Consider the following 24,029-nt stretch of genomic DNA (forward strand, 5'->3'; position numbering starts at 1 on the left):
GTCGGAATTATCAACGATGATTCCAAGTTTAACCTTACCCTCGCTAATTATCACTCTTAGTTTTCTGAGCGGCTGCAGCGGTCCTCAATCCATTTTAAATCCCGCAGGACCCTCGGCGCTTGCCGTAAGCAGGCTGTGGTGGGGGATGTTCGGTTTTTCGGTTACGGTATTGCTGGTCGTCATGACTTTATGGATTTATGCGATGCGGCGTAAACCGCGACCGCTCACCGAAGCGCAAGCCGATAGGATCAATCAGAGTTGGATCATCGGCGGCGGACTGGTGCTGCCTATCGCCGGCATCGTCGCGCTGCTAAGCTTCAGCATTCCGATGGGCTATCGCATGTTGCCTTTGCCCGTTGCCGGACAGTCGGTGCCGCATATCGATGTCATCGGGCACCAATGGTGGTGGGAGGTCCGCTATCCCGATACCGATATCGTGCTGATAAACGAACTGCATCTGCCGGCAGGGACGCCGGTCGATATCCATGTGACCAGTTCCGATGTCATTCATTCGTTCTGGGTGCCGAGGTTGGCCGGTAAGATCGATATGATTCCGGGGCGCACCAATGTCTTGCGGATCGAAGCCGATGCGCCGGGGCAATTATTAGGGAAGTGCGCGGAATTTTGCGGAGTGGGCCACGCCCACATGCTGCTGGAGGTTCAGGTTCATACGCCTGAAGATTATGAAGCGTGGCTGGAGGCATATGAATACGAATAATGAAACCCGAAAGACTAGGGACGCTCTGCACGATGAATTTCTCAAGGTCTGGGGCAATCCGCGCGGCTGGCATGCATTGACCATCGTCAACCATACGACGGTCGGCATTCGCTTCATGGTCACGGGCGGCATCTTCTTTCTGATCGGCGGATTGCTCGCGATGCTGATGCGCACGCAACTGGCATTGCCCGAACAGGACATCATCGAACCGAAACTCTATGATCAGCTGTTTACGATGCATGGAACGGTCATGATGTTTCTGTTCGCGGTGCCCGTGCTCGAAGGTTTGGCGATGTATCTGATCCCGAAAATGATCGGCGCGCGCGATTTGGTGTTTCCGCGTCTTAGCGCTTTCGGTTACTGGTGTTATCTATTTGGTAGTCTGATTTTGATGTCGAGTTTAGTGTTGGGCATCGCGCCGGCGGGCGGTTGGTTTATGTACACGCCTTTGACCAACAACGTTTACTCGCCGGGGCCGAACGTCGATTTCTGGCTGCTCGGCGTCACGTTTATCGAAATCTCGGCGGTATCGGCCGGCATCGAACTAACCGTGTCGATTTTGCGCACACGCACTTCCGGCATGGCATTGCTGCATATGCCGCTCTTTTGCTGGTACATTCTGGTCATGGCGCTGATGATCGTATTCGGTTTTCCGCCGCTGATACTAGGCAGCATCCTGTTGGAGCTGGAACGCGCTGTCGGCATGCCGTTCTTCGATGTCGCACGGGGCGGCGACCCGATTCTCTGGCAACATCTGTTTTGGCTATTCGGCCATCCCGAAGTCTATATTATCTTCTTACCGGCCGCGGGTATCGTTTCGACCCTGTTGCCGGTATTCTCGCGCCAACCCATCGTCGGCTATCGATGGATCGTGCTGGCCATTATCTCGACAGGGTTCATCAGTTTCGGTTTGTGGGTGCATCACATGTTTACGGTCGGGATTCCGCAGTTGGCCCAGGCGTTTTTCTCGATGGCTAGCATGCTGGTGGCGATTCCTACCGGTATTCAATTGTTCGCCTGGCTGGCGACATTGTGGACGGGGCGGCCCGTTTACCATGTGCCGATGTTATGGCTGGTCGGCTTTTTATTTATTTTCATGATAGGCGGCTTGACCGGCGTCATGTTGGCCTTGGTGCCGTTTAACTGGCAGGTGCACGACACGCATTTCGTCGTCGCGCATTTGCATTATGTGATGGTCGGCGGCATGCTCTTTCCTTTGCTGGCGGGGCTTTATTACTGGTTGCCGCATTTCTCGGGGCGAATGCCGTCGGATAAACTCGCGCGCTGGGGCTTCTGGCTGACGTTTGTCGGTTTTAACACGACATTTTTGGTGATGCATCTGACCGGGTTTCTCGGTATGCCGCGGCGCGTTTACACTTATCAAGCCGGAATGGGCTGGGAACTGCCTAACAGCGTGTCGTCGGTGGGCGGTTTTATCATGGCTATGGGTATCGCGATGGTTCTGCTCGATATCGTATTGCATTTTCGCTTCGGACGCCCTGCCGGATCTAATCCTTGGGGGGCCGATACGCTCGAATGGGCGACCGATACGCCGCCCCAACCTTATAATTTCATCAGCTTGCCGGACTGTCCAATGCGGCATCCGATGTGGGATCAACCGGATCTGCAAACAACGATAGCCGAAGGACATCACGGGTTATCGGAGATCGATCATGGCAGGCGAGAGACCTGGGGTTCGGACCCGGTGTCCGGCGCTATCCGCGAAATCATTCATCTGCCCGGTAATTCCTGGCTGCCTTTTTACTCGGCTTTGGCGTTATCTGTTCTATGTATCAGTCTTTTGACCCGCACCTATAGCATGGCCCTGATCGCGGTAGTAGCCAGCCTGTTGTTGCTGCTAAGCTGGTCTTGGAAAAACTGCGTATATCTTGAAGCGGATTCTGCTGTGAAACCCGGCTATCCGCCACTGCATTCGCGCACTTTCAACGGCCCCGGTTTGTGGGGCATGGTCGTAACGCTCTTGGCCGACGGCGCGCTGTTTTTGGCCATACTTTTCGGCTGGCTCTACTTGCGGGTCGTGGCACCGAACTGGCAAGCGCCCGATACGGCGCCGTTGGCTTGGCTGCCGTTGCTGATCAGTGGTGTATTGCTTACGGTCGCAACATTTTGGCATCATTTTATCGTGCGCCGCTTGCGCGCGGGTAGGGATGATCATCTGCAGGGTCAATTATGGGGCATAGCGGTGATCGGTTTGGCTCATTGTTGTGTATTCATCTGGGCCTGGTCGGCTTCGTCTCTGGTTGCAACACAAACAGCCCATGATGCCGTGATCGCGGTGATACTGATGTATCAATTGTTTCACAGCGGACTCGCCGTGATCATGACGGCGCTGCAGGCCAAGCGCGTAGCTTATGGCTATGTCGGCAAGACTGCGCCCTATGAAATTGCAGTCGTGAAACCCTGGTGGATTTATACGAACGCCGTATTCTGGCTAAGCTTTCTCGCCGTCATCATGCTGCCTATTGCTTGGAGAAGCGCCTGATGATTTCAACGTATCATCCAATGCAACTGACTTTGGGGCTAATTGTCTGGATAGTCTGGTTTATCGTGAAGTACGGGGCCTTGGTATTATTCTGCGAACAACTGCCGCCTCCTGTCGAACAAGGGGCTTTCACTTGGATCAATGCGACGCTGTTGAGCGGTTCCGTAGCCGTAACCGCTCTGCTGTTGTTTTGGGCAAATAATTGTTGGCGGGCGGCGAGAATCGGCAGCAATGAAGCCGATTCCGAAATCAATACGTTTATCGCCGGATTGGGCGCCGGCATCAATCTGTTGGGCGCCGTCACGACGCTCAGCCAGGGGCTCATCTCGCTGCTATTACCGCCATGTTTGTAAGGCTTGCATTGTTCGCGGTCTCGGCTTCGCTAGTTAATCCTGCAAATGCTCATGGCTGGGACGATAACGCAGATGAAGACTTTTTTTCTGCCATGCTCGGCGGACTGTTGCCGGCCGCTCTTTGGTTGATCTATGTCGTCGGTGCCGGTCGCATCCGGCCTACAAATAACCGCCGGTTGATGTTTCATGGAGCCAGTCTCCTCGCTGTCATGACGATGTTCGGCAGTACGGGCGGTTGGCTTGATGAAAGCTCGACCCTGCACATGGTTCAACACATGCTGATACTGGTCGTTATCGCCCCGCTTTATGTATTGGCTCGGCCTTTGCCGCAATGGCTTGCCGTAAGTGGAAGAATCGGCATCCGGCTGTGGAAACCTTTTTTAAGGCTGAGTCGTCACCCGTTGCGGACCGGTATCCTGCAAAGTCTCGTAATCTGGTTCTGGCATACGCCGGTTTTTTATAATCTGGCGCTGGCGAGTCCCTGGTGGCATCTTGCCGAGCACTTGAGTTTCGCATTCGCCTCCGGCTTATTTTGGTGGTCGATTTTGCTAAGGCGCACCTTAACCGTGCTGCCGGCTTTATTGTTAACGCTAATGAGCACCGGCATGCTCGGAGCCTTGCTGACCTTCGCGCAAACTCCGTTCTACAACGATTTGCTCAATATTCAAGACCAACAATTGGCCGGTTTGATCATGTGGGTGCCGGGAGGCCTATTTTATCTTCTTGCTGGCGGCTGGTGCAGTCTGCGCTTATTTACGAAGTGTATACCCATCGTAGATCAAAATTCGGTACCAGGGTGTCCGTCGAAGGACGCCGTGAATACGTCTCTGTAGGCTTTATGCTGGCCCCTCTCGCCTAGCGTTAGGTGAGGGGCAGCACACCCTAGTGCCTCCTCAGACACTGCCGAAATTTGAAGTCCGAAAGGTATGCATGAACACTAATTCGCCCTGCTTGGCTAACGTGCTTCTAGCCGCCGAAGATTTTTAACAATGTCCGAAATCACCGACCTGTCCCTAACCATGAGGCTATGCACAATCGCATTAGCCCGTTTGTTGTTAGCAATTTTCCAATCAGAGCTTTTTGACGGAACAATCATGGCATCGAAAGGTGTTCTATACGAATAGAGCTGAATATTTTCGAGTCTATTTTCAGTAATTGCTAAATCAGCGAGAAAGCGGCTATTTGGCCTCATATCTTTTGCCCCTTTGCTTGGGTAAAAATAAGCTGTCATCGTTCCGTAATGTGGGCCGGATATAGCAAAAAAAGCCTTGGTTCTCTCGTGTCCTTCGAGGATTTGCAGATAATAACGAGAAACCATACACCCCATGCTAAAACCGATAATAGCAATAGGTTGGTCTACGCTAATTTGTTGATCGATATAATTTTTTAGCTTTATCGATAAATCAGTGATGCCTAATTCGGCGTTGGACGGTTTTAAATTAGGTGCGTGGCATTCATGCCCGCTTGCTTCAAGCTTAGAGGTCATATGTTTAAAAACACGGCCGGTATCAAATATACCGTGAACTAGTATGACCTTCATTTTTAATTGTCTCCCTTTATATGCCCATCGCAGATCAAAATTCGGCACCAGGGTGTCCGTCAAAGGACGCCGTGAATAGATCCCATGAAGGCAAAGCCTTTGCCGAGCACCCCGGCGCCTCCTTATGGACTGCCGAAATTTGAAGTGCGAAAGGTATATTAATTAAGTCTGTTTTTGTTCTGCTGAACAGGGCGGGGTTTGTAACCCCGTCCTGAACGTTTCGAACGTGGCCAAGCCAAACCAAAACGTTCGGGGCGGATTAAATAACTCGCCCCGCCAAGAAAAAGCGATGCAAATCCATTGCAAAATCAACTGTGTCAAGACTGTTGATCAGCAATTCTTTTATTTGATAAGCGCTAATTTCTGCAATTTCTTTATACGGTGTATTTCTGGCAATATAACTTTGCATGAAGTTTAAAATATCCGAACTGTTCATAATCCGCTATCAAAAAATGTTTTAAGCCTGATTTGCACCTTTAATATCAACAACCATTTGTTCAAGCTGCTCAGCTAACTTGTCAAAAGTGATTTTTTCAAATTTATCCACCCATTCTTCAATATTGAGCGTGTCTTCCTCAAACCCTAAAACCTCTTCCAGGTCTACCGCAAAATAAACAATATCAAGACTGCTGGTCAACAGCTCTGACATACGATAGTCAGCAATGTCGGCAATATCTTTATGTGTAGTATTGTTGACAATATAATCTTGCATAAATTGTAAAATCTCTGTTTTATTCATTTAGCGTACCTTTCTTACACAACCATAAATTACGTTAAAACCCGCGCCCATTGTCAGCAGATTGATAGCCTGATTCTGACTTTCTGCTTTGGCAATCTCTTTGAGAATATACATAATGCTGGCGCTGCTCATATTGGAAAACTTTTCATAATGTGCGACAGAAGGGGCAATAGTACCACGCGGCAAGCCCAGTTTTTTGCTGAGTTTTAACAACAGCAGAATACCGGCTGGATGAATCGCCCATTGGTTATTGCTGCGCCAGGTCTGTTCGGTTTCTTTTAACACTTCCAGAACAAACGCTTGCACATCTCGGTTAAAAGTCGTTTCATCAGCCAGTTCAAAGCTGTAATAACCGTCATAACCCCAATGGATTAAATCCAGTCCTTGTTGGGCTTTTTGGGTGTAGTGAATCTGCTCCAGCTCCAGCGCCATGTCGCCTTGTTCTGCATCAGAGGAAATCCACAACGCAGCCGCGCCGTCGCCAAAAGTGCAATTACCCTGCCAAACATCTACCTTTTTGGATTGTAAATTAGCCAACGTACAAGGCACTTCGATGCTGACCACTAAAATATTTTTAAAGTCTGAACTTAAAGATTTAGCCAGATTCAAGGCTTTTACTCCACCGGTACAGCCGACATGGCCTAAGTCTATAATCAAACTGTTGGGGCGAATCAAATCCGGCAAATGACGAGCTAAACGATAACTGATCCCTGGCATAATAGTACCGGTAGCGCTGATGGTGAACACAGCATCAAACGAAATATTTTTATCGGCAAACGCTTCAGAAAGCTGTAAGGAAAGACCGGCAATAGACTCATCGATTCCCCGTTCGAAACCGGCGGCTTTTTCGTCAAAGTTTTTAAAGTCCAGCCAACCATCTACAACGCGGCGGGTGCGTTGCCCAACGAGAAAATATTTAACCGCCTTGTGCAGTTTTTCCTTTTCCTCTACATCCATGTCCAGCTTGTCTACAGCTTCTTCGTAATAACCAAGCAGGTCGTTGTTTGAATTAAAAATGCCTGTTTCCAGGGTGAATATATTATTGATATAACGGATGGGGTTCAAATTTAATTCCTTACAATGTTTATTGGCTATATCTTTCGTACTTCAAATTCCGGCAGTGTCCGAGGCGCCGGGGTGTCTGACAAAGGCTTTGCCAGCATGGAGCTGGCATAGAGCCTACATGGACGTATTCACGGCATCCTTTGGCGGACACCCCGGTGCCGAATTTTGATCTACGATGGGTATATATCGAAACACTAACACAAAATGCCGAGGAACTGATAACGGACAAATTACAATTTTTACGCGAGCTCCACGAAAAAATCGGCTATCAAAAAATCGATATCGCTTTGCACAGAGCCGGTACGTCAGTCGATTTACCGATCTACCAGATAGCTAAACAGACTGGGGTTCGATTGTAATGACAAAAATTAGTATTGCAAGCACGGCGGGCCTGGTCAGCAATTCCCAATTTGGAGATCAAAAAGGGTGTGGGGTATGCTTGGCGAGGGTGTCGGCAGCAGGGCAGATTTTTGCTCCTGCAAAATCTGCATTCACGCCATCCTTGGCGTTCGCAGGTTTTTGCTCCATGCAAAATCGGCATTCACGCCATCCTTGGCGTTCGAGCTGCCGCCAAGCCCCGATGGATGGGTTTACGACGTTCCTCGACAGACATACCCCACACCCTAAAATCGGCGAAACTGCTCAAACTGGGAATTGCTGGGGTCTGGACGCTTGGACGATTTTTCAATCAAAAGGGAGTACGATTACTATTCCATTTGGCGCTCTGTTGATATGAACCTAAAAAAATCAGTTAACCTCCTGAAATCCGTTCGTGCTGGGCCTGTCGAAGCATGAGCGGATTCCACGCGCTACCCATTGAATGAGTATTCTAAATCCCGCCCATTCTTCGATTAGAAAGTTATTGACAAAGCAAGGAAATCGTTTCAATCTTTCCATTGATTAAATCCTATCTCACTGTCTTTAAGTTAACAGAAAACATTATTCTAGAATGGACTACAGGAACTTAGAGCTAACGATGACTTTGGTTTGAAGGCATTCATATGGATTGGATGCCGACATTTAGGTTTAACTTAACCTGATTAGCAAGATGCTTCAGCTTGCTGAAGCCAATTGTCCGAGCAGTGGCCAGTCGTAGCCACTTCTGCGGGACGGGTTATTTAACCCGTCCCCAACGTTTCGGTTTGCCCTAAACATTTCGGCTAACTTCGGCCAAAGTCAAAACGTTTAGGACGGGGTTGCAAACCCCGTCCTGCTAGGGATATGCTGGTTTTTGGGCTTTAGCTGAAGAAACTTGCTAATCAGGTTATCTTATGGGCCGGGTAAATTATCGGAAATATACCTTTCGTACTTCAAAATTCGGCAGGTGACTAAGGAGGCTCCGGGGTGCTAGGTCGATTTTTGCTCCTGCAAAATCGACATTCACGCCATCCATGGCGCTCGCAAAGGCTTTGCCAACATGGAGCTGGCATAGAGCCTACATGGACGTATTCACGGCGTCCTTTGACGGGCTTCCCGGCGCCGAATTTTGATCTGCGATGAGTATAGTAAGAAGTAAACGCTCTCAATTTTGTACTTTGGCGGAAAATTCAATGAATCAGCTTACGCCGGAAGGCTCTTCCATTATCAATCAACTCGCTCAGCGTTATCATTTCAGCTTTGATGCGGTGTTCAGTCTTTTGCAATCTGTGATCAATGGCAACGGATCGATGGCTCAATTCAATCATCCTGAATTCGGCGGCTCGGGGCAATGGATGCGTGGCGGAATGATTATGGTGGGCGACATGTTTAATAATCAACTCAAAAATTCCATCGCTGGATTGTGTCAAGAATTATCCGATTTAGTCGCGAGCCAGTCGAATTTGCTTCAAACGCGGTCTTTCCAGTCGCAATCACAAGGATCTCAGCAGCAAAGCAATTATTCTGGAGGCCAACAGCAGCAAAATAGCAATGGGCCATCGGGGCCGGTTAGCTTATTCGTCCCGCCTTCAAATACTCAGTCCGCAAACTGGTGGCCTGTCGGTTTACAATTTCCTACCAGTACAGGGGCACAAAACAATGTACGTTATGCCTATTTTGCGACTATTCACCGATTAGCGATTGAAGCCAATGGGCATGTAACGCTTTACGACACGCTGGATCACCAAATTAGTGGGTTTTCTCAGCAACAGTCGGTAGGAGGATCTTTGTCTTTTTCCAGCCAATACGGTTTGGTCGACGTAAACAGTTTGCCTGTGATTTCGGTCGACAACGTACCACGGGAAGCCAAGTCTACATCTGACCAGCAGCAGTCGACTGCACGCAATAAGCCGGCATCAGGCCATGAAGAGGACATTTTTGTGACTATCGAAAAGCTCACTGATTTGAAAAATAAAGGCATATTGACTGACGATGAATACAATGCCAAAAAAGCCGAATTGTTAGGGCGATTATGAAGACGTTGACATAGTCCCTTTATACTCAAAAAATGGCTAACTTTATGGGCTCTTCCGGATTTCCCGTAGTAGCCACAACATATATACTCATCGCACTTCAAATTTCGGCATTGACGTATGGAGGCACCGGGGTGTTCGGCAGAGGCTTTGACAGCAGGGATGCTGTCTCAGAGCCTACATGGACGTATTCACGGTGTCCTTTGACGGACACCCCTGCGCCGAAATTTGAAGTGCGAAAGGTATATCTAAGGCGACCAGCAACGGCTCTTCCGCCACGTCCTTCAGAGCCTCCCGCAATAACGCCGCATACAAACGCAACACATCGATACGCCCATTCGTCAGCCAACGCTTGAAACGTCTCTCGACGCTTTGCGCCAGTTCCGCACGACTCACGACATAAGGCGACCGCTTACTTAGACTGATCCAACCACTGGACAATAAACCCAAAACCATCCAAGCCACGGTATACAGGTGCCGTCTATCGCGCCATGGCGCATGGCGCAATAATTTCAAGATGCTATCGTATAAAGGCGTGCTCCGCTGCATGTTTCGCTTTCTTGCTAGAACCGGTCAAATATCGGTATTATCCCCTAATCTTTTCGACTTTTGTCAGTCAATCAGGTGCCAATGGTCTATTTTTCGGAAAAATTGGCTTCGGAGTTAGATAATTTCGCCGGTATTGCATTTAAACCAGCCGGCAATACTCAAGCGTTGACGGTTTGTCGGCTCGACCTCGTGCGGTATATCTTCACTGAGAAATACGACCAGTGTTCCTGCCAAAGGTTTGATCCGTGCTGCGACTTGTTCGCTTTTCGGGTTGTAGATGGCCAGAAAGCCGCCGTCCTCGTTTTGCCAAGTTTCGTTAAGGTAAGCCACTGTCGTTAAGATTCGGCCTGCCGCACCTCGAAAACTGTCCCTATGCTTTAGATAATAAGCGCCCGGTTCATAGCATGCAAAATGGCTTTCATATTCGAATAAGCCCATGAAAAGCAGCCGGTTGATTTCATGACGAAGCACCTCCATTTCGTCTAAATAGCGCTTTTGGGCATTGGTGCTTCGTGTAAGCCAACGGGTTTTATCGCCGCGGATATTTTCGTCCAACGTGAAGCCGATGCCCCGGCCGATGCCGGCCGGAGTTAGTTCGCCATCGTTATCGTAGGCTTTAAGGTCGGCAACTAAGCTTTTTATTAACGTAGTATCGAAATAGTTTTCAATGACATGCCAGCCTCTATCGATCAATTGATCGGCCAGTTCGTCGAAAATAGGCTTCGGATGAGTCGGTGTCGTGGTAGGTAATAAGCTGGGTTGCAAGTAATATTACTCAAGTAAATGAAAAGCCGCGCGAATTTAGCCTTGAAATGCAAAAAAAGCAAGACTAAAGATACGGTTTAATTCTAGGCTATAATATCGCGCCGATTATGGCTTGCCCATTTCTTCATCAATGATGCCACAGAACCGCCCATTAAAATATTTGTTTTCTTATGGCTGATGTCTTATCGGTCCCGCAAGGTCGATTTAACTTACGGCGCTTGCCCTTGCGTCGGCGTGAGCTCCTTAGGGCATACGATGCTTCCGACGAATATTTGCTAAATTATCTGTCCGAAGCTCAATTGCCTTCTATTGGCGCTCGCGTTTTGATCGTTAATGACAGTTTCGGCGCTCTAACGGTTGCCTTACATGGCTTCAAGCCGTCCGCATTATCCGACTCCTATTTAAGCCAGCAAGCGACACTAATGAATTTTTCCGAGAATGCCTTGTCGATAGACGGCGTTCGATTGATGACAAGTCTCGAGTTGCCCGTGCAAAAGTATGATTTAATTGTGATTAAGGCGCCGAAAACATTGGCATTGCTCGAATACCAACTGATTTCGTTACGGCCTTTCATGACCTCGGCAACTCGAATCATCACAGCCGGGATGGTCAAAAATCTTAGCGCTAACGTTTGGCGCTTATTGGAAACGATTGTCGGTACAACAAGCACCGCGCAGGCATGGAAAAAATCGCGACTGATTTTTTCCGAACCGGACGATAATATTTCGTTGCCGGTAAATCCTTATCCGTTGAGTTACCGGTTAGAGGGGACGAATTATACGATCGTTAATCATGCCAATGTGTTTTCGCGGGACAGCCTCGATATCGGTACTCGTTTTTTTATTGAGCATATCGGTTGTTTTCCCAATGCCGAAACTATCATAGATCTTGGCTGCGGTAATGGTATCGTAGGCTTGCTTGCAGCCGAACGCAATCCGAATGCGGTGGTGCATTTCGTCGACGAGTCGTTCATGGCGATTGCGTCGGCGCGGGAAAATTTTAAATTGGCTTTCGGCGAGAGCAGGTTAGCGAATTTTAGTGTCGGCGATTGTTTGTCCGACTTTACCGCAGAATCGGCCGATGTGATTTTGTGCAATCCGCCTTTTCATCAACAGAATGCGGTCGGCGATATGATCGCCGCTAAAATGTTTCGGCAAGCGAGAGAAGTCATAAAGCGAGGAGGGAAGTTGCTGGTCATTGGTAATCGCCACTTGGGTTATCATCTGGAGTTGAAGAAATTGTTCGGCAATGTTTCGGTAATTGCCGCTAATCGTAAATTCGTTATTTTGCAGTCGATGGTCGAATGAACTAGTCGAATACACAAAGTGATCCTTTATCCTAAAAAAGAGCAGTTGGCAAGTGTTGTAGACCGTTCGTGCTGAGCCCTGTCGAAGCATGAAGGGGCTACAACACTTTCACCAGCTTTGTGAAGCCTCAAGCTACCCTTTACCCTTCGACAGGACTCTCCTGAGCGTAGTCGAAGGGGCTCTCCTGAGCGTAGCCGAAGGGCTCAGGGCGAACGGTAGTTTGAGACTCTCAACTGCTCTTTTTAGGTTTATGTCATTTTTATTATCTAAGGTATGAGTATGCGTTTTCGTAATTTTTTTCTGCTGCAAATCGCTGGGGCGGTTGGTCTTGTCCTGACAGGATGCTCAACTTCCCGTCAGATTGCGGTCGATTATCCGGTTGCTCAAGCAAATGATTTAAAGCCCCTTGGCGGTTATCAAGCCGTTGACGGAGACGACTATTACGTTCAGTTATTTTCCGAATTCGAGTTAAAAGGCGATAGTACGCTCAAAACGGGCTGCAGCGAAATAGGGTCCGGCTATGAAAAAGGAAGTTCGACAGCGGGGGTTGTTTTTAAAGTTAAAAACGAAGCGCTAAATTATAAACAGGAGGTTACGGCACTCGTTTATCAAGGTAGCAGCGGAAAATGCAACTTCAATCTCGAAACGCGTAAAGCCGCGCTAACGCCATGGTTAAGACTGGATTTAAGCAAGGACACTACGATTGATTACCAATTCATGACCAGTAATCAGAGCGATACCGATATATCCAAAATTATCGGCGATGTTCATAAAAGTACAAATCTTCTGGCCTTGACCGGGGTCGGTATCGGCATTGCTGTGATGGGTAAGTTGGCCGACGAGTGGGTGCAGAGCCCGATCGGACAAACTGCGGTATCGGCGCCGTCCGAAGCAAAAGTCAGTACCGAGACCCATACCTTGCCGCTCGCTATTCAAAGCGATGGCAATAAGACGGTATTTAGAGAGACGCGTCTGCCGGTTTATGAAGTCGTCGAAGGCGGCAATCCGTTCTCAGGCGGACCGAAACAATTGGGCGAATTGAGGATTTACCCCGAGATACGCTCGTCTTTATTGCTCAAACAAGTTTCCGCAGGGATACCCAGTGCGAGGGATGTTTCGTTGCAGGAGTTATTGAGCATGCCGATTCGAATGGGTGAAGGCAATATCGAGCTCAGGCAATTGCTGGAAAACTCTCCAATCGATGAAAAGCCGAATTTGCAGCCGGATTGGAGGAAATACGGTGAAGTTGAAAGCCAATGCCGTAAGTTAAAGCGGGTCTTGCGAGGCTTGGGATTTAATAAATTCGACCGGAATGCAGTGCTTTATTATTATCTCGCTCAGTCTCCGGACTGGTCGAACTACAATATTCCGAAAATTCGAGCTATCGCAGATGACCTTCGTCCGGCAACGCTACAACAATTTCGAAGCCGCAATTTTTCCGGCTGTTTGATCGATGAAGATTATCAAACGATGGCGATGATGGGCTTGTCCGTCAATAGCGCGCAAGACTGGCAGGCCATTCAGGATGCCCGTCAAAAGAAAGAAAGCGTGCTGGGACCGGTACAATCGATCGGACGCCAATTGACCTCGGTGATTCAAAACAAAAATCCGGCGGAAATGGCGAGACAGATTTATCCGTTGATTGCCACCCCTAAAGAAGGAGGCGGTAAGGTGCTATTGCAGAATCATCTTGGCGAATTCGGCCTCGAGAGTATGCTCGGCATCGACTATATGCCCGGAGAAGGGATAGTGATCGGTTATCAGCAATTCGAACAAGTTTTTTCGTGGCTTTATATCGATCAACTGAGTTGTACGCGGCCGGCCATCGAGCAAGGCAAGCCATTAGGCCATATCGGTTTATTGATGTTTACGACGCAAGACGGTTCGCCATGGCCGAAAGGCGGAGCTATAGAATTTGAAATTCAATCCGGAAAAATTTCGCGGATTGCTTTTCAGCATCCGACTTTTCGGGATTTCGAGCAAAGCCTGAACGATTACCCTGAGATAGGCGGCTGCCGAATCGACAAAAGCTTCGTCGACAGATTACGGTGACAGTTGATGGCAAGCAATAAGTGTACATTAATCTAAAAACGTTTCGAAAATATTAAATGCGGCAACAAAGAAAGCTGCGTCCAAACTATATCTTTCACAATTCAAATTTCGGCAGTGCCTAAGGAGGCGCCGGGGTGTTCGGTCGATTTTTGCTCCTCGGCAATTGCTGAGTTACATGGATGTAATGAATGCAGAAAATGCAGGAGCATTTTTCTGCCCTGCATTGCCCTAATACACGCCATCCGTGGCGTAATGCAAAATCGACATTCACGCCATCCATGGCGCTCGCAAAGGCTTTGCCTGCTGGAGCTGGCATAGAGCCTACATGGACCGTATTCACGGCGTCCTTTGACGAGCACCCCGGTGCCGAATTTTGATCTACAATGGGTATAATAACCAATATTTCAGGTAATTACGCATGACCTTGATTCGCCAAGAAGACTTTATTCAAAGCATATTCGAATCGCTGCAATACATTTCTTATTATCATCCGCAAGATTTCATTGAGGCGATGTATCGAGCTTACCAAAATGAACAAAGTTCCGCCGCCAAGGATGCAATCGCGCAAATCTTAATTAATTCGAGAATGTGTGCCGAAGGACACAGGCCGATTTGCCAGGATACCGGCATCGTAGTGGTATTTCTGAAAATCGGTATGAACGTACAGTGGGATGCTCAAATAAGTATCACGGATATGGTCAACGAAGGCGTTCGACGTGCGTTTATGCACCCCGACAACATACTGCGTGCATCGATTCTGTCCGATCCGGCCGGCAAACGCATCAATACGCGCGATAATACGCCGGCTGTCATACATATGGAGGTCGTTCCCGGGGATAGGGTCGAAGTCGAAATTGCCGCCAAGGGTGGCGGTTCCGAAGCCAAATCCAAGTTTGCGATGTTGAACCCGTCCGACAGCATCGTCGATTGGGTCATGCAAACCGTACCTTCGATGGGCGCGGGATGGTGTCCTCCTGGGATATTAGGCATCGGTATCGGCGGTACCGCCGAAAAAGCGATGCTGCTCGCGAAGCAGGCTTGCATGGAGTCGGTCGATATTCACGAGTTGATTGCGCGCGGACCGGTCAATGCGCTCGAGGAATTACGTTTGGAGTTGTACGAAAAGGTCAATGCACTCGGTATCGGTGCACAAGGCATGGGCGGGTTGACCACTGTCTTGGATATTAAGATCAAGGATTATCCGGCGCATGCGGCCAATAAACCGGTCGCGATGATTCCGAACTGCGCCGCAACGCGCCATATTCATTTCGAACTCGACGGTTCCGGGCCGGCCGAACTGCCAGTGCCGTGTTTGGAGGATTGGCCGAAAATTGCTTGGGAAGGCGGGAATAGCGCCAAACGCGTCAATCTCGACACCGTTACCAAAGGCGAAATAGCAACATGGAGGCCCGGCGAAACTTTATTGCTGAGCGGCACGCTACTCACTGGCCGAGACGCCGCCCATAAACGGATCGTCGAGATGCTGGAGCGTGGCGAGGCTTTGCCTGAGGGCGTCGATTTTACAAACAAATTCATTTATTACGTAGGTCCGGTCGACCCGGTCCGCGATGAGGTGGTCGGACCTGCAGGTCCGACGACTGCGACGCGCATGGATAAATTTACCGAGGCGATGCTCGCGCAAACCGGTTTGATCGGCATGATCGGCAAGGCGGAACGCGGTCCGATTGCCATTGAAGCGATCAAAAAACATCGTGCGGTTTACTTGATGGCGGTCGGTGGTGCGGCATACCTTGTTTCGAAAGCGATACGGAAAGCGCGAGTCGTCGCATTCGAAGATTTGGGCATGGAAGCCGTGCATGAATTCGTGATCGAGGATATGCCGGTCACGGTCGCGGTCGATGTCGACGGCGAGTCTATTCATAAGAGCGGTCCAAAACAATGGCAAGCCAAGATAGGCAAAATTCCGGTGGTTTCGAAATGATTATTATTCAAACATCTTGTCCACCAAATACACAAAAATCGCGAAAATATTCAACATGTTAATTGAAAATAGCCAACCCTTCGATATTTTGCTGGTCGAAGATGAGCCGGCCGATGCTCATTTAGTGAAGTCAGCTCTCAAAGAAAATAAAGTGTATTGTCACTTGCATCATGTATTGGACGGTCGCGATGCTTTGGGTTTTTTGAGGCGCGAAGGCGATGTTTATAAAAATGCTCCCCAACCGGATCTGATTTTATTGGATTTAAACATGCCGCGCATGAACGGTCGGGAGTTTTTAAGCGTAATCAAGACAGACGAGCACTTTTCGGCTATTCCCGTCGTGGTGTTGACGACTTCCGATGTCGAGCGCGACGTCGTGGCCTCGTATAAACTCGGTGCGGCTAGTTACATCACCAAGCCGGTCGATATGGCGCAATTTATCGATGCGATTCGGCAACTTGATAATTATTGGTTTACGTTGACTCGATTGCCCAAAAAGAGTTGATCATGTATGCCAAGTTGTCTTATCGAGTGTTATTAATTGAAGACGATCCTAGTGATGCGCACCTGGTAAGTCGTTATTTGAAGTTGTCTACGGATGTCGGTTTCGAATTGACATGGGTCGTTTCTTTATCCGAAGGCTTAGCGCAGTTACAGAAAAATGAACACGATATATTGTTGTTGGATTTATCGTTACCGGATTCTAAAGGACTTGAAACAGTAAAAGCGATACGTTCGTCCACTCATTTCTCTTTGCCGTTGATTGTTTTAACCGGGCATGACGATACAGGTTTTGCGCTCGATATATTAGAGTCCGGCGTTCAGGATTATTTAATCAAAGGTCGTTTCGATGGGGATGCCTTGATTCGAGCCATCCGGTATGCATTACATCGTTCGAAGCTCGAACAAAGTTTACATGAAGCGGAAGAGCGTTGGCGATTTGCTTTGGAGGGCGCCGGCGATGGTGTTTGGGATTGGAATTTATTGACCAATGAGGTTTTCTATTCTCCGCGATGGAAAGCGCTTCTCGGCTTTTCCGAAGATGAGATTGGCAATAATCTCAACGAATGGGAGAAGCGCGTTTATCCATTGGACTTGCCGATTGCGATAGCCAATATTCAAGCTCATCTCGACGGCAGAGTCGACAGTTATGATTGCGAGCATCGTTTGATGTGTAAGAACGGGCAGTGGCGATGGTTTATGGATCGCGGCGTTGTCGTCAGTTGGACCGATATGGGGCTTCCTCAACGAATGATCGGTACATTGTCCGATATCACCAATCGGAAAAATATGGAGCAGGAGCTGCAACAATCCAAACAGTTTGCGGTTTCTACCATCGACGCGTTATCGGCCCACATTTGCGTATTGGATAAATCCGGTGCAATTGTGGCGGTCAATCGAGCATGGCGAGAGTTTTACCAAAATAATGCGGGTGCGTCGAGTAATTGTATATCGGTTATCGACAGTAACTATCTAGCTGTTTGTGATTGCACAACGGATGAAAGTTCGGATCAAGCAGCGCAAATGGCTGCAGGCATTCGTTCGGTCATGAAGGGTGATAAAGCTATTTTTGAGATGGAATATCCATGTCATTCAGAACACGAAGTGCGTTGGTTCAATGCCCGGGTCACGCCTTTCAAAGACAGTAACGAATACATCGTCGTGGCGCATGAGGATATTTCCGAACGTAAGCAAGCCGAGGCCCGCGACCGATTGTTGATTGCGGCGCTCGAGGCGGTCGGTCATGGTATTGTGATTACCGACACCAATGCTCGCATCGAATGGGCTAACCCGGCCTTCGGGAAACTGACCGGCTATACGCTCGAGGAAGCGCTCGGCAAGGCTCCGAAAGATCTTGTTAAATCCGGAAAGCAGGATTCTTTGTTTTACGATGACATGTGGCAAACCATTCGTTCCGGTAAAACCTGGTGCGGAGAATTGATCAACAAACGTAAAAACGGCGATTTGTATGATGAAGAACTCACAATTGCTCCGGTCACGGATGATAAGGGTAAGATTACGCACTTCGTCGGAATTAAGCAGGACATCAGTGAGCGTAAAAGGTTGGAGGCCGAACTAATACAATTGGCGACTACCGATCCGCTGACAGGATTGCCTAATAGAAGGCATTTCATGGAACGATTAGGCGAGGAGATCAACCGCTCGGAGCGTAATAATTCTCATCAAGTCGCGGTTTTGATGCTTGATTTGGATAATTTCAAAAAAATCAACGACCGATATGGTCATGCCGTTGGTGACCGGGTACTGAAGCATTTTTCCGCAATTTTGCGTAAAGAGCTGCGCAAAATCGATACTGTCGGCCGGCTCGGCGGGGAGGAGTTTGGGATATTTCTTCCTGAAACAAGCCTTTCCGATGCCGGAGTATTTGCGGAGCGTTTACGACAAGAACTCGCTCAAACGCCTTTATTAGCCGATGGGCAAGCGATCGCCACTACTGTCAGTATCGGCATTTCCGAATTGATTTCAAAAGATATTCAAGCCGACTCTGTCTTGATTCGCGCCGATCAAGCTTTGTATCGAGCAAAGAAAAATGGACGAAATCGTGTGGAATTTTATAATGGTTCTTGAACCGCTGCATTCATGCCGATTGGCTGCTTTGATAAAAATTAGGGAAAAAGGTCGGTTCTTGTTAAAATTAAGTTTCGATACGAAACTATATGTCTGTATCGGCTGTGTAAAATTATTATCGGGCTATCCAATTCGGTGGAAAAATCGGGCAAGAGAGAGTGCTCCGAAGCTATGACTAAGTTTATTATACCCATCATAGATCAAAATTCGGCGCCGGGGCGGGGTGTCCGTCAAAGGACGCCGTGAATACGTCCCTGTAGGCTCTATGCCAGCATCCATGCTGGCAAAGCCTTTGCGAGCGCCATGGATGGCGTGAATGTCGATTTTGCATTACGCCACGGATGGCGTGTATTAGGGCAATGCAGGACAGAAAAATGCTCCTGCATTTTCTGCATTCATTACATCCATGTAACTCAGCAATTGCCGAGGAGCAAAAATCGACCGAACACCACGGTGCCTACTTAGGCACTGCCGAAATTTGAAGTGCGAAAGGTATAACGCAGTCAAACTACAAAAAAATCAAACCAACCTCTGGGAGGGGAACGTCATGAAAAACAAATCGCTCAGTTTACTGATCGCGTTGTTGTTCAGTCTAATCGGGTTTGGAGTGGGTAATTTTGCCTTCGCCGCACAACCCGATTTCGAACAACTTAAAAAAGATTATTACGAATCGCATCCGGGGAAAGGATCTCACGGTAAATATTGGGAGCCGATTCCTATTCAAAAATATTGGAATCCCAAAGATTTCTATACACCACCTAAAACCGTTCAGGGCGAAGTTGGTCGCGATACCTGTATCGGTTGTCACCAAAGCACCTCACCCGGCGCATTCCATGCTTGGAAAAACAGTGTTCATGGCGATTTGAAAAAGATCCGCAACTTGCCGGATAGCGACGTGCGCGCCTATAAAAAGAAAAAATTAGCGGAAGTCGAAGCCAATTTGACAAAGCTAGGCTTGCTCGACAAAGGCCAACAACTCGACCAAGTCGGTTGTATCGACTGTCATGGCGGAGTCGGTAAAGATACCATCAATCACGCCGAAAATTTGGTCATGCCGGACCGGGTCGCTTGCGGTACTTGCCATTTGAGCGAGTTTGCCGAAGCCGAATCGGAAAAAGATCAAGAATGGCCGCAAAAGCAATGGAGCAAAGGCCATCCTTCGCATGCGGTCGATTGGGAAGCTAACGTCGAAAATACGATTTGGGCGGCGATGCCTGAGCGTGAAGTCGCTCAAGGCTGCGACATGTGCCATTATCAGCAAAACAAATGCGACGGCTGTCATACCCGACACACCTTTTCGGTCGCCGAAGCTAGACAACCCGAAGCTTGTGCGACTTGTCACAACGGCGTCGATCATAATGAGTTCGAAAACTTCATGACCTCGAAGCACGGTACGCAGTATCAAACTTTGGGTAAAGCCAACTGGAATTTCGAAGTGCCGTTGAAAGACGCGATCGCTAAAGGCGGCTATACCGCGCCGACCTGTCAGCTGTGTCATTTCGAATACAAGGGCGAATACTCGCACAATCTGGTGCGCAAGGTACGTTGGGCGTTCAACCCGACTCCGGCGATTGCCGACAACTTAGGTCATCCTTGGTTCGAAGAGCGTAAAGAGTCATGGGTAGAGACTTGTAGTCTGTGTCACTCGGCCAGTTTTGCCAAAGCTTACCTCGATGCGGCCGATAAAGGCACGATTCAAGGACTAGCGGTTGAACAGGAAGCCAAAAAAGTCATTAACAAACTCTATGACGATGGTTTATTGGTCGGCCAAAACAGCAATCGTCCGGCGCCTCCCGCACCTGAAAAGGATGCGGCCGGCGGATTCTTCCAATTGTTCTGGGCTAAAGGCAATAATCCGAGCCACGTTGAAAGGGTCTATGCCGACATGTGGGAACATGATGTCATCAAGCACTATAAAGGCATCTTCCATGCTAATCCCGGCGGTTTTACTTACACTGAGGGTTGGTCGAACCTGATGCGCGGTTACACCGAGATTATGGACGAAGATACGCGTTTGCGCGAAATGGCCGCGATGAAATCGGGCGGTAAATTCCAAACGGTTTCCGCTTCGGCCCAACAACCGTCCTCGGACAAAGATAACAGCCTGCTCCTTAGTGCGTTGTTGTTAATTGCATTCGGTTTAGGTATTGCTTATGTGTTGCTAAAGCCGGCAAAACCTGAATCGGACCAAGGACCACAGTGATAAAAGGACGCTACGGAAAAGCGCTTCTATTGTTGGTCGGTATCGCATCGCTGCTGGGAGGCGGTGCGATACTCTTTCATGAATTGAGCGGCCCGGCTTCGCCCGGCGCCGTTCAAGCCGACGAACGATTGAATGTTAATTCTTCATCCTTACAACCGACCGATTTACCGGGGTTTTTTCCGGCCGATTCCGCGCAGCTTTATTCCTTTCGTTATGACGATAAAGATGCTTTCAGCTTAGCAGTCGTCCAGTATCGAAATGCTTCGGGAGCAAGGTCGAGCGCGGTACTTTTTCCGAAGGAATCGCAAGACGGGGTGATTTCATCCAGTCAAACGGGATTACGAAACGAAATTTGGCAGTCAGCCAGTGAAGCCATTTTGAAACATGCGCCTGAAGAGGCGCTGTTTTTGAGTTGGTGGGACGACGGTCAACGAATTCAATATTTAAGCGGACGAGAAGCTTGGCTACAAAAGCCAGGGGAAGAAACTTTTTCTAGCTCGGTTTGGGGGGCTTTTCGTTCAGACTTGATTGAAGCGTCTAACAAGGACAGAGATCGATTGGAGCATATGGCGCGTTGGCTGACGATGGATGCAGACAAGGCATTAAGCGAAATTGTCGCGTATTTCGGCAAATCGCGTCCTATCTACTTATTGGTCAATAATGATGTGCTATTGCGGCTGTCTGAAATCAAGGCTTACGGCGGTTCGGATTTAGGTTTAAAAAACAAAAACATTCCGGCCGGAACCAACCTGCATGGCGATATCGCACAGGTTAAACGTTGGGCCCATGAAACCGGGGAAGGCAACTATCTGGCTCATAAAGAAGGGCGTTATTACCGGACATGGGTGACGGAAACGGAAGGCGATAGCAAGAATACGCTCTTGGTTCGTCTGCTGCCGTTTATCGATTCGCTGAAAAAGTTGCCTGAAGGGGTTGATTTGGTTTACCAAAGCGGGTGGGGCGGTTATTTATCCGTTTATAAAGTCGAACGCTGATTTAAACCCTTTGCGAGTTAAATTTCGCGGCACCGGAATGCCTGTCGAAAAACGTTGTACCCCCGGTGCTTCTATTTTTGGCAGAACGGGGTTTACAACCCGTGCGTCGGAAACGTTTCAGCGGTGGGCGAAGCAAACCGAAACATTGGGGACGGGTTAAATAACCCGTCCCGCAATCCGGGAAGTTCGGAGCCATGCCATTCCCGTATTCCGCTACGCTGCATACGGGCTACGTGCTTTAATAGCTACTGGGGAAAGAGCGAAAAGAAGAAAAGCCGCAAAGAAAATGAAAAACAAAGGAGGGTTTCAGTTTCTTGAATCACTTGATGATCTTCGCGGGCTTCATGGTAAAGCTTGAAACATCAAAAATCATATTCCAAGACATTTTTTGCGCGCCGGCAAATTTCCCGTCCGTAGTCGGTCCATTGGCCTTGTCCCCAGTAACGATAACAACTGGTTTGCGATGACAATAAGTGGAACAGAGCGTTACGATAACGTGCATCGGAACTCGGTATTTTCGTTTTAATGACTTTTTCATTGAACAGCGAGCTGATCTCTTCCATCGGTCCCAGCACGTTTTCATAACCGTGGACCCAGGACAAATCGTTGGTCCAACTGCCGCCATCCATATGAAATCGATGGTCTTCGCCTTTAATCTCTTCGATGACTTTAGCTAGGCTATCCGAGCCCTCGCCCGGCTTCATCCGCTGCCAAATAGCCCGTTGATAAACCGGTTGAATCGCCGGCAAATCATCTTCTTTTATGCCGATCGACCAAAGATGCTCCAGATATTCGCTGGCATTTATCATAGGTACATCGCCCCAAGAAGATTCCCTAGCGACTTCCATGAATTTGGCGGGAAACTCGTTCATCATGACGCCGCCGTTTTCGCCGTCGGCGATTTGCGTTACTAATGGCGGTACCTTGTGTCCGGCTAGCGTTAGCGTCGATAGGCTTTGTGCTTCGTACCAAGGCTGCATTTGCGCTACCAGTTTGGTATCGGAACCTTGAGTTTTGATAATAGCGATAATGCTCGCGGTTTCGCCGGCTGAGTTGGTGCAAACCAGACGATGCGGTAAATGCGGCTGACGTGGGTTGTTGCCGTCTTCGGGATGTTCGACGCTATGTTCTTGCACGAGCACCCATTGATAACCGCAATCGACAAGTGTTTTAACGAATTCATAAGCGACATCCGGGTGATTGGGCAATGCCATTTCCGATGGCGAAAAGCCTCTGACTCGCTCTAAGGCTTGCCAACCGAAAATAGCCGCGAAATGCTGTTGCCACGCCAATACGTGTAAACGAAAATCCTGAACCGGTGTCGACGGGGCGACGGCATGTCCCCATGGCGCGCCTAACCATTCGACCGCGTGATTGAATTCGGGATTGCAAGTGACGGTTTTGAGCGTATCGAAAACATCGTGAAGACCCATCTTGCGCAGACCATGGAATAGCGTGCCGGAATACTCCAACATCGCGCGAGGGTTCTTGCCTTCACTGATTAATTGCGGGATAAATTCGCCTATTCGTTTATAGCAATAATGGAACGCGCCGGCATTGTGATTGTCGCCGATATCGGGGTGTTCCATCATATATTGCAGATTGCTGATAATGGCCGCGGTCGACAAGTCGCCTCCGCCGGCAGGAATCAACGGTTGATGCATGTGTAGTGCAATCGCGCAGGCGGCGCGAGTATTGCTGAAGTCTATTTTGCCGGCTTCTCGATAGAATTCTTGGCGACGTCCTTGTCGGACGGTTTTCAAGACTTGTTCTTCTGCACCGCAAAAATTGGGAAATTCATCGACATATTCCGGAAGTTGATCCATTTGAGATTCCTCATTGGTTAAGTTTACGTTAGGTTATATACCCGTCGTAGATCAAAATTCGGCGCCTGGGTGTCCGCCAAAGGACGCCCAGGCGCCTCCTCTGGCATTGCCGAAATTTGAAGTGCGAAAGGTATAGCAATGGCTTTGCCTTCCTTGAAAGCTTGACGATAGGGATGATGAGGGGGTGAAGTATCAACGATAAACGTTGGTTTAAGCGATTTCCGGCGACAAACAAACCCAACTGAAGATATTTCGGCCCATCTACTGCAGGGCGGGAAAGGTAACAGAGCGCAATTATATCCATCGTAGATCAAAATTAGGCCCCGGGATGCCCGTCAAAGGACGCCGTTAATACGTTCATGTAAGCTCTATGCCAGCTCCACGCTGGCAAAGCCTTTGCCGAGCACCCGGGACCTCCTCAGGCACTCCCGAAGTTTAAAGCGCGAAAGGTATATGCGCTCATTTCCGGATTTTGTAGTCGAACAAATTTCCT

Annotated in this window: 20 protein-coding genes; 13 read left to right on the plus strand and 7 right to left on the minus strand. The window is 48.7% G+C overall.

What is annotated here, in order from left to right:
• Positions 1-16: 16 nt before the first annotated feature.
• From coxB to EQU24_RS08270, 4 genes are read left to right on the plus strand one after another with little or no spacing between them, the layout of a single operon-like run.
• Entirely contained in the window at positions 17-718 is a 702-nt protein-coding gene (coxB, locus tag EQU24_RS08255) for a cytochrome c oxidase subunit II (protein WP_235726386.1), read from the plus strand.
• Positions 705-3,221 (plus strand): cytochrome c oxidase subunit I, encoded by a 2,517-nt coding sequence (gene ctaD / locus EQU24_RS08260; protein WP_017839934.1) that lies wholly within the window; start codon positions 705-707, stop codon positions 3,219-3,221. Before coxB ends, ctaD begins: the two co-directional genes overlap by 14 nt.
• Positions 3,221-3,574, plus strand: coding sequence for a hypothetical protein (locus EQU24_RS08265; RefSeq protein WP_017839933.1), 354 nt, complete (start codon positions 3,221-3,223; stop codon positions 3,572-3,574). The genes ctaD and EQU24_RS08265 overlap by 1 nt, the downstream gene beginning before the upstream one ends.
• The gene (locus tag EQU24_RS08270) at positions 3,565-4,407 is read left to right on the plus strand and encodes a cytochrome c oxidase assembly protein (protein WP_017839932.1); all 843 of its coding nucleotides are present in this window, start codon (positions 3,565-3,567) and stop codon (positions 4,405-4,407) included. Before EQU24_RS08265 ends, EQU24_RS08270 begins: the two co-directional genes overlap by 10 nt.
• 122 nt (positions 4,408-4,529) lie before the next feature.
• Here the strand turns inward: EQU24_RS08270 and EQU24_RS08275 are convergent, their stop codons facing one another.
• The 4 genes from EQU24_RS08275 to EQU24_RS08290 form a co-directional block, all read right to left on the minus strand.
• Positions 4,530-5,114, minus strand: coding sequence for an esterase/lipase family protein (locus EQU24_RS08275; protein WP_014147662.1), 585 nt, complete (start codon positions 5,112-5,114; stop codon positions 4,530-4,532).
• A gap of 259 nt (positions 5,115-5,373) precedes the next feature.
• Complete coding sequence (locus EQU24_RS22350) at positions 5,374-5,523, minus strand: hypothetical protein (RefSeq protein ID WP_175421671.1); 150 nt, start codon at positions 5,521-5,523, stop codon at positions 5,374-5,376.
• Between the two features lie 48 nt (positions 5,524-5,571).
• Entirely contained in the window at positions 5,572-5,853 is a 282-nt protein-coding gene (locus EQU24_RS08285) for a hypothetical protein (RefSeq protein ID WP_017839930.1), read from the minus strand.
• Positions 5,854-6,918 (minus strand): beta-ketoacyl-[acyl-carrier-protein] synthase family protein, encoded by a 1,065-nt coding sequence (locus EQU24_RS08290; RefSeq protein ID WP_017839929.1) that lies wholly within the window; start codon positions 6,916-6,918, stop codon positions 5,854-5,856. It lies immediately after the preceding gene.
• Between the two features lie 155 nt (positions 6,919-7,073).
• Here EQU24_RS08290 and EQU24_RS08295 point away from each other — a divergent pair, with 155 nt between their 5' ends.
• Together EQU24_RS08295 and EQU24_RS08305 are read left to right on the plus strand one after the other, a co-directional pair.
• Positions 7,074-7,277, plus strand: a complete 204-nt coding sequence (locus EQU24_RS08295; protein WP_017839928.1) for a hypothetical protein — start codon at positions 7,074-7,076, stop codon at positions 7,275-7,277.
• Positions 7,278-8,468: 1,191 nt separating this feature from the next.
• On the plus strand, positions 8,469-9,311 hold the full coding sequence (locus EQU24_RS08305) for an SHOCT domain-containing protein (RefSeq protein ID WP_017839927.1): 843 nt from the start codon (positions 8,469-8,471) through the stop codon (positions 9,309-9,311).
• A 174-nt stretch (positions 9,312-9,485) separates the two neighbouring features.
• Here the strand turns inward: EQU24_RS08305 and EQU24_RS08315 are convergent, their stop codons facing one another.
• Positions 9,486-9,857: a hypothetical protein gene (locus EQU24_RS08315; RefSeq protein ID WP_017839926.1), complete on the minus strand. Its 372-nt coding sequence runs from the start codon at positions 9,855-9,857 to the stop codon at positions 9,486-9,488.
• 114 nt (positions 9,858-9,971) lie between these two features.
• Positions 9,972-10,622, minus strand: coding sequence for a 2OG-Fe(II) oxygenase (locus EQU24_RS08320; protein WP_017839925.1), 651 nt, complete (start codon positions 10,620-10,622; stop codon positions 9,972-9,974).
• Positions 10,623-10,792: 170 nt separating this feature from the next.
• Here EQU24_RS08320 and EQU24_RS08325 point away from each other — a divergent pair, with 170 nt between their 5' ends.
• The 7 genes from EQU24_RS08325 (at position 10,793) to haoB (ending at position 21,710) form a co-directional block, all read left to right on the plus strand.
• Complete coding sequence (locus EQU24_RS08325) at positions 10,793-11,929, plus strand: methyltransferase (protein WP_017839924.1); 1,137 nt, start codon at positions 10,793-10,795, stop codon at positions 11,927-11,929.
• A 273-nt stretch (positions 11,930-12,202) separates the two neighbouring features.
• Positions 12,203-13,981: a hypothetical protein gene (locus EQU24_RS08330; RefSeq protein WP_138767134.1), complete on the plus strand. Its 1,779-nt coding sequence runs from the start codon at positions 12,203-12,205 to the stop codon at positions 13,979-13,981.
• 418 nt (positions 13,982-14,399) lie between these two features.
• Positions 14,400-15,923, plus strand: coding sequence for a fumarate hydratase (locus tag EQU24_RS08335; RefSeq protein WP_017839922.1), 1,524 nt, complete (start codon positions 14,400-14,402; stop codon positions 15,921-15,923).
• A 55-nt stretch (positions 15,924-15,978) separates the two neighbouring features.
• On the plus strand, positions 15,979-16,428 hold the full coding sequence (locus EQU24_RS08340; protein WP_014148307.1) for a response regulator: 450 nt from the start codon (positions 15,979-15,981) through the stop codon (positions 16,426-16,428).
• Positions 16,429-16,430: 2 nt separating this feature from the next.
• Positions 16,431-18,512 (plus strand): diguanylate cyclase, encoded by a 2,082-nt coding sequence (locus tag EQU24_RS08345; RefSeq protein WP_017839921.1) that lies wholly within the window; start codon positions 16,431-16,433, stop codon positions 18,510-18,512.
• 547 nt (positions 18,513-19,059) lie between these two features.
• The gene (locus tag EQU24_RS08350) at positions 19,060-20,715 is read left to right on the plus strand and encodes a multiheme c-type cytochrome (protein ID WP_017839920.1); all 1,656 of its coding nucleotides are present in this window, start codon (positions 19,060-19,062) and stop codon (positions 20,713-20,715) included.
• The gene (gene haoB, locus EQU24_RS08355) at positions 20,712-21,710 is read left to right on the plus strand and encodes a hydroxylamine oxidation protein HaoB (protein WP_017839919.1); all 999 of its coding nucleotides are present in this window, start codon (positions 20,712-20,714) and stop codon (positions 21,708-21,710) included. Before EQU24_RS08350 ends, haoB begins: the two co-directional genes overlap by 4 nt.
• 362 nt (positions 21,711-22,072) lie before the next feature.
• Here the strand turns inward: haoB and EQU24_RS08360 are convergent, their stop codons facing one another.
• On the minus strand, positions 22,073-23,536 hold the full coding sequence (locus EQU24_RS08360; RefSeq protein ID WP_017839918.1) for a hypothetical protein: 1,464 nt from the start codon (positions 23,534-23,536) through the stop codon (positions 22,073-22,075).
• Positions 23,537-24,029: the final 493 nt, after the last annotated feature.

The organism is Methylotuvimicrobium buryatense (assembly GCF_005931095.1).
Lineage (GTDB): Bacteria > Pseudomonadota > Gammaproteobacteria > Methylococcales > Methylomonadaceae > Methylotuvimicrobium > Methylotuvimicrobium buryatense.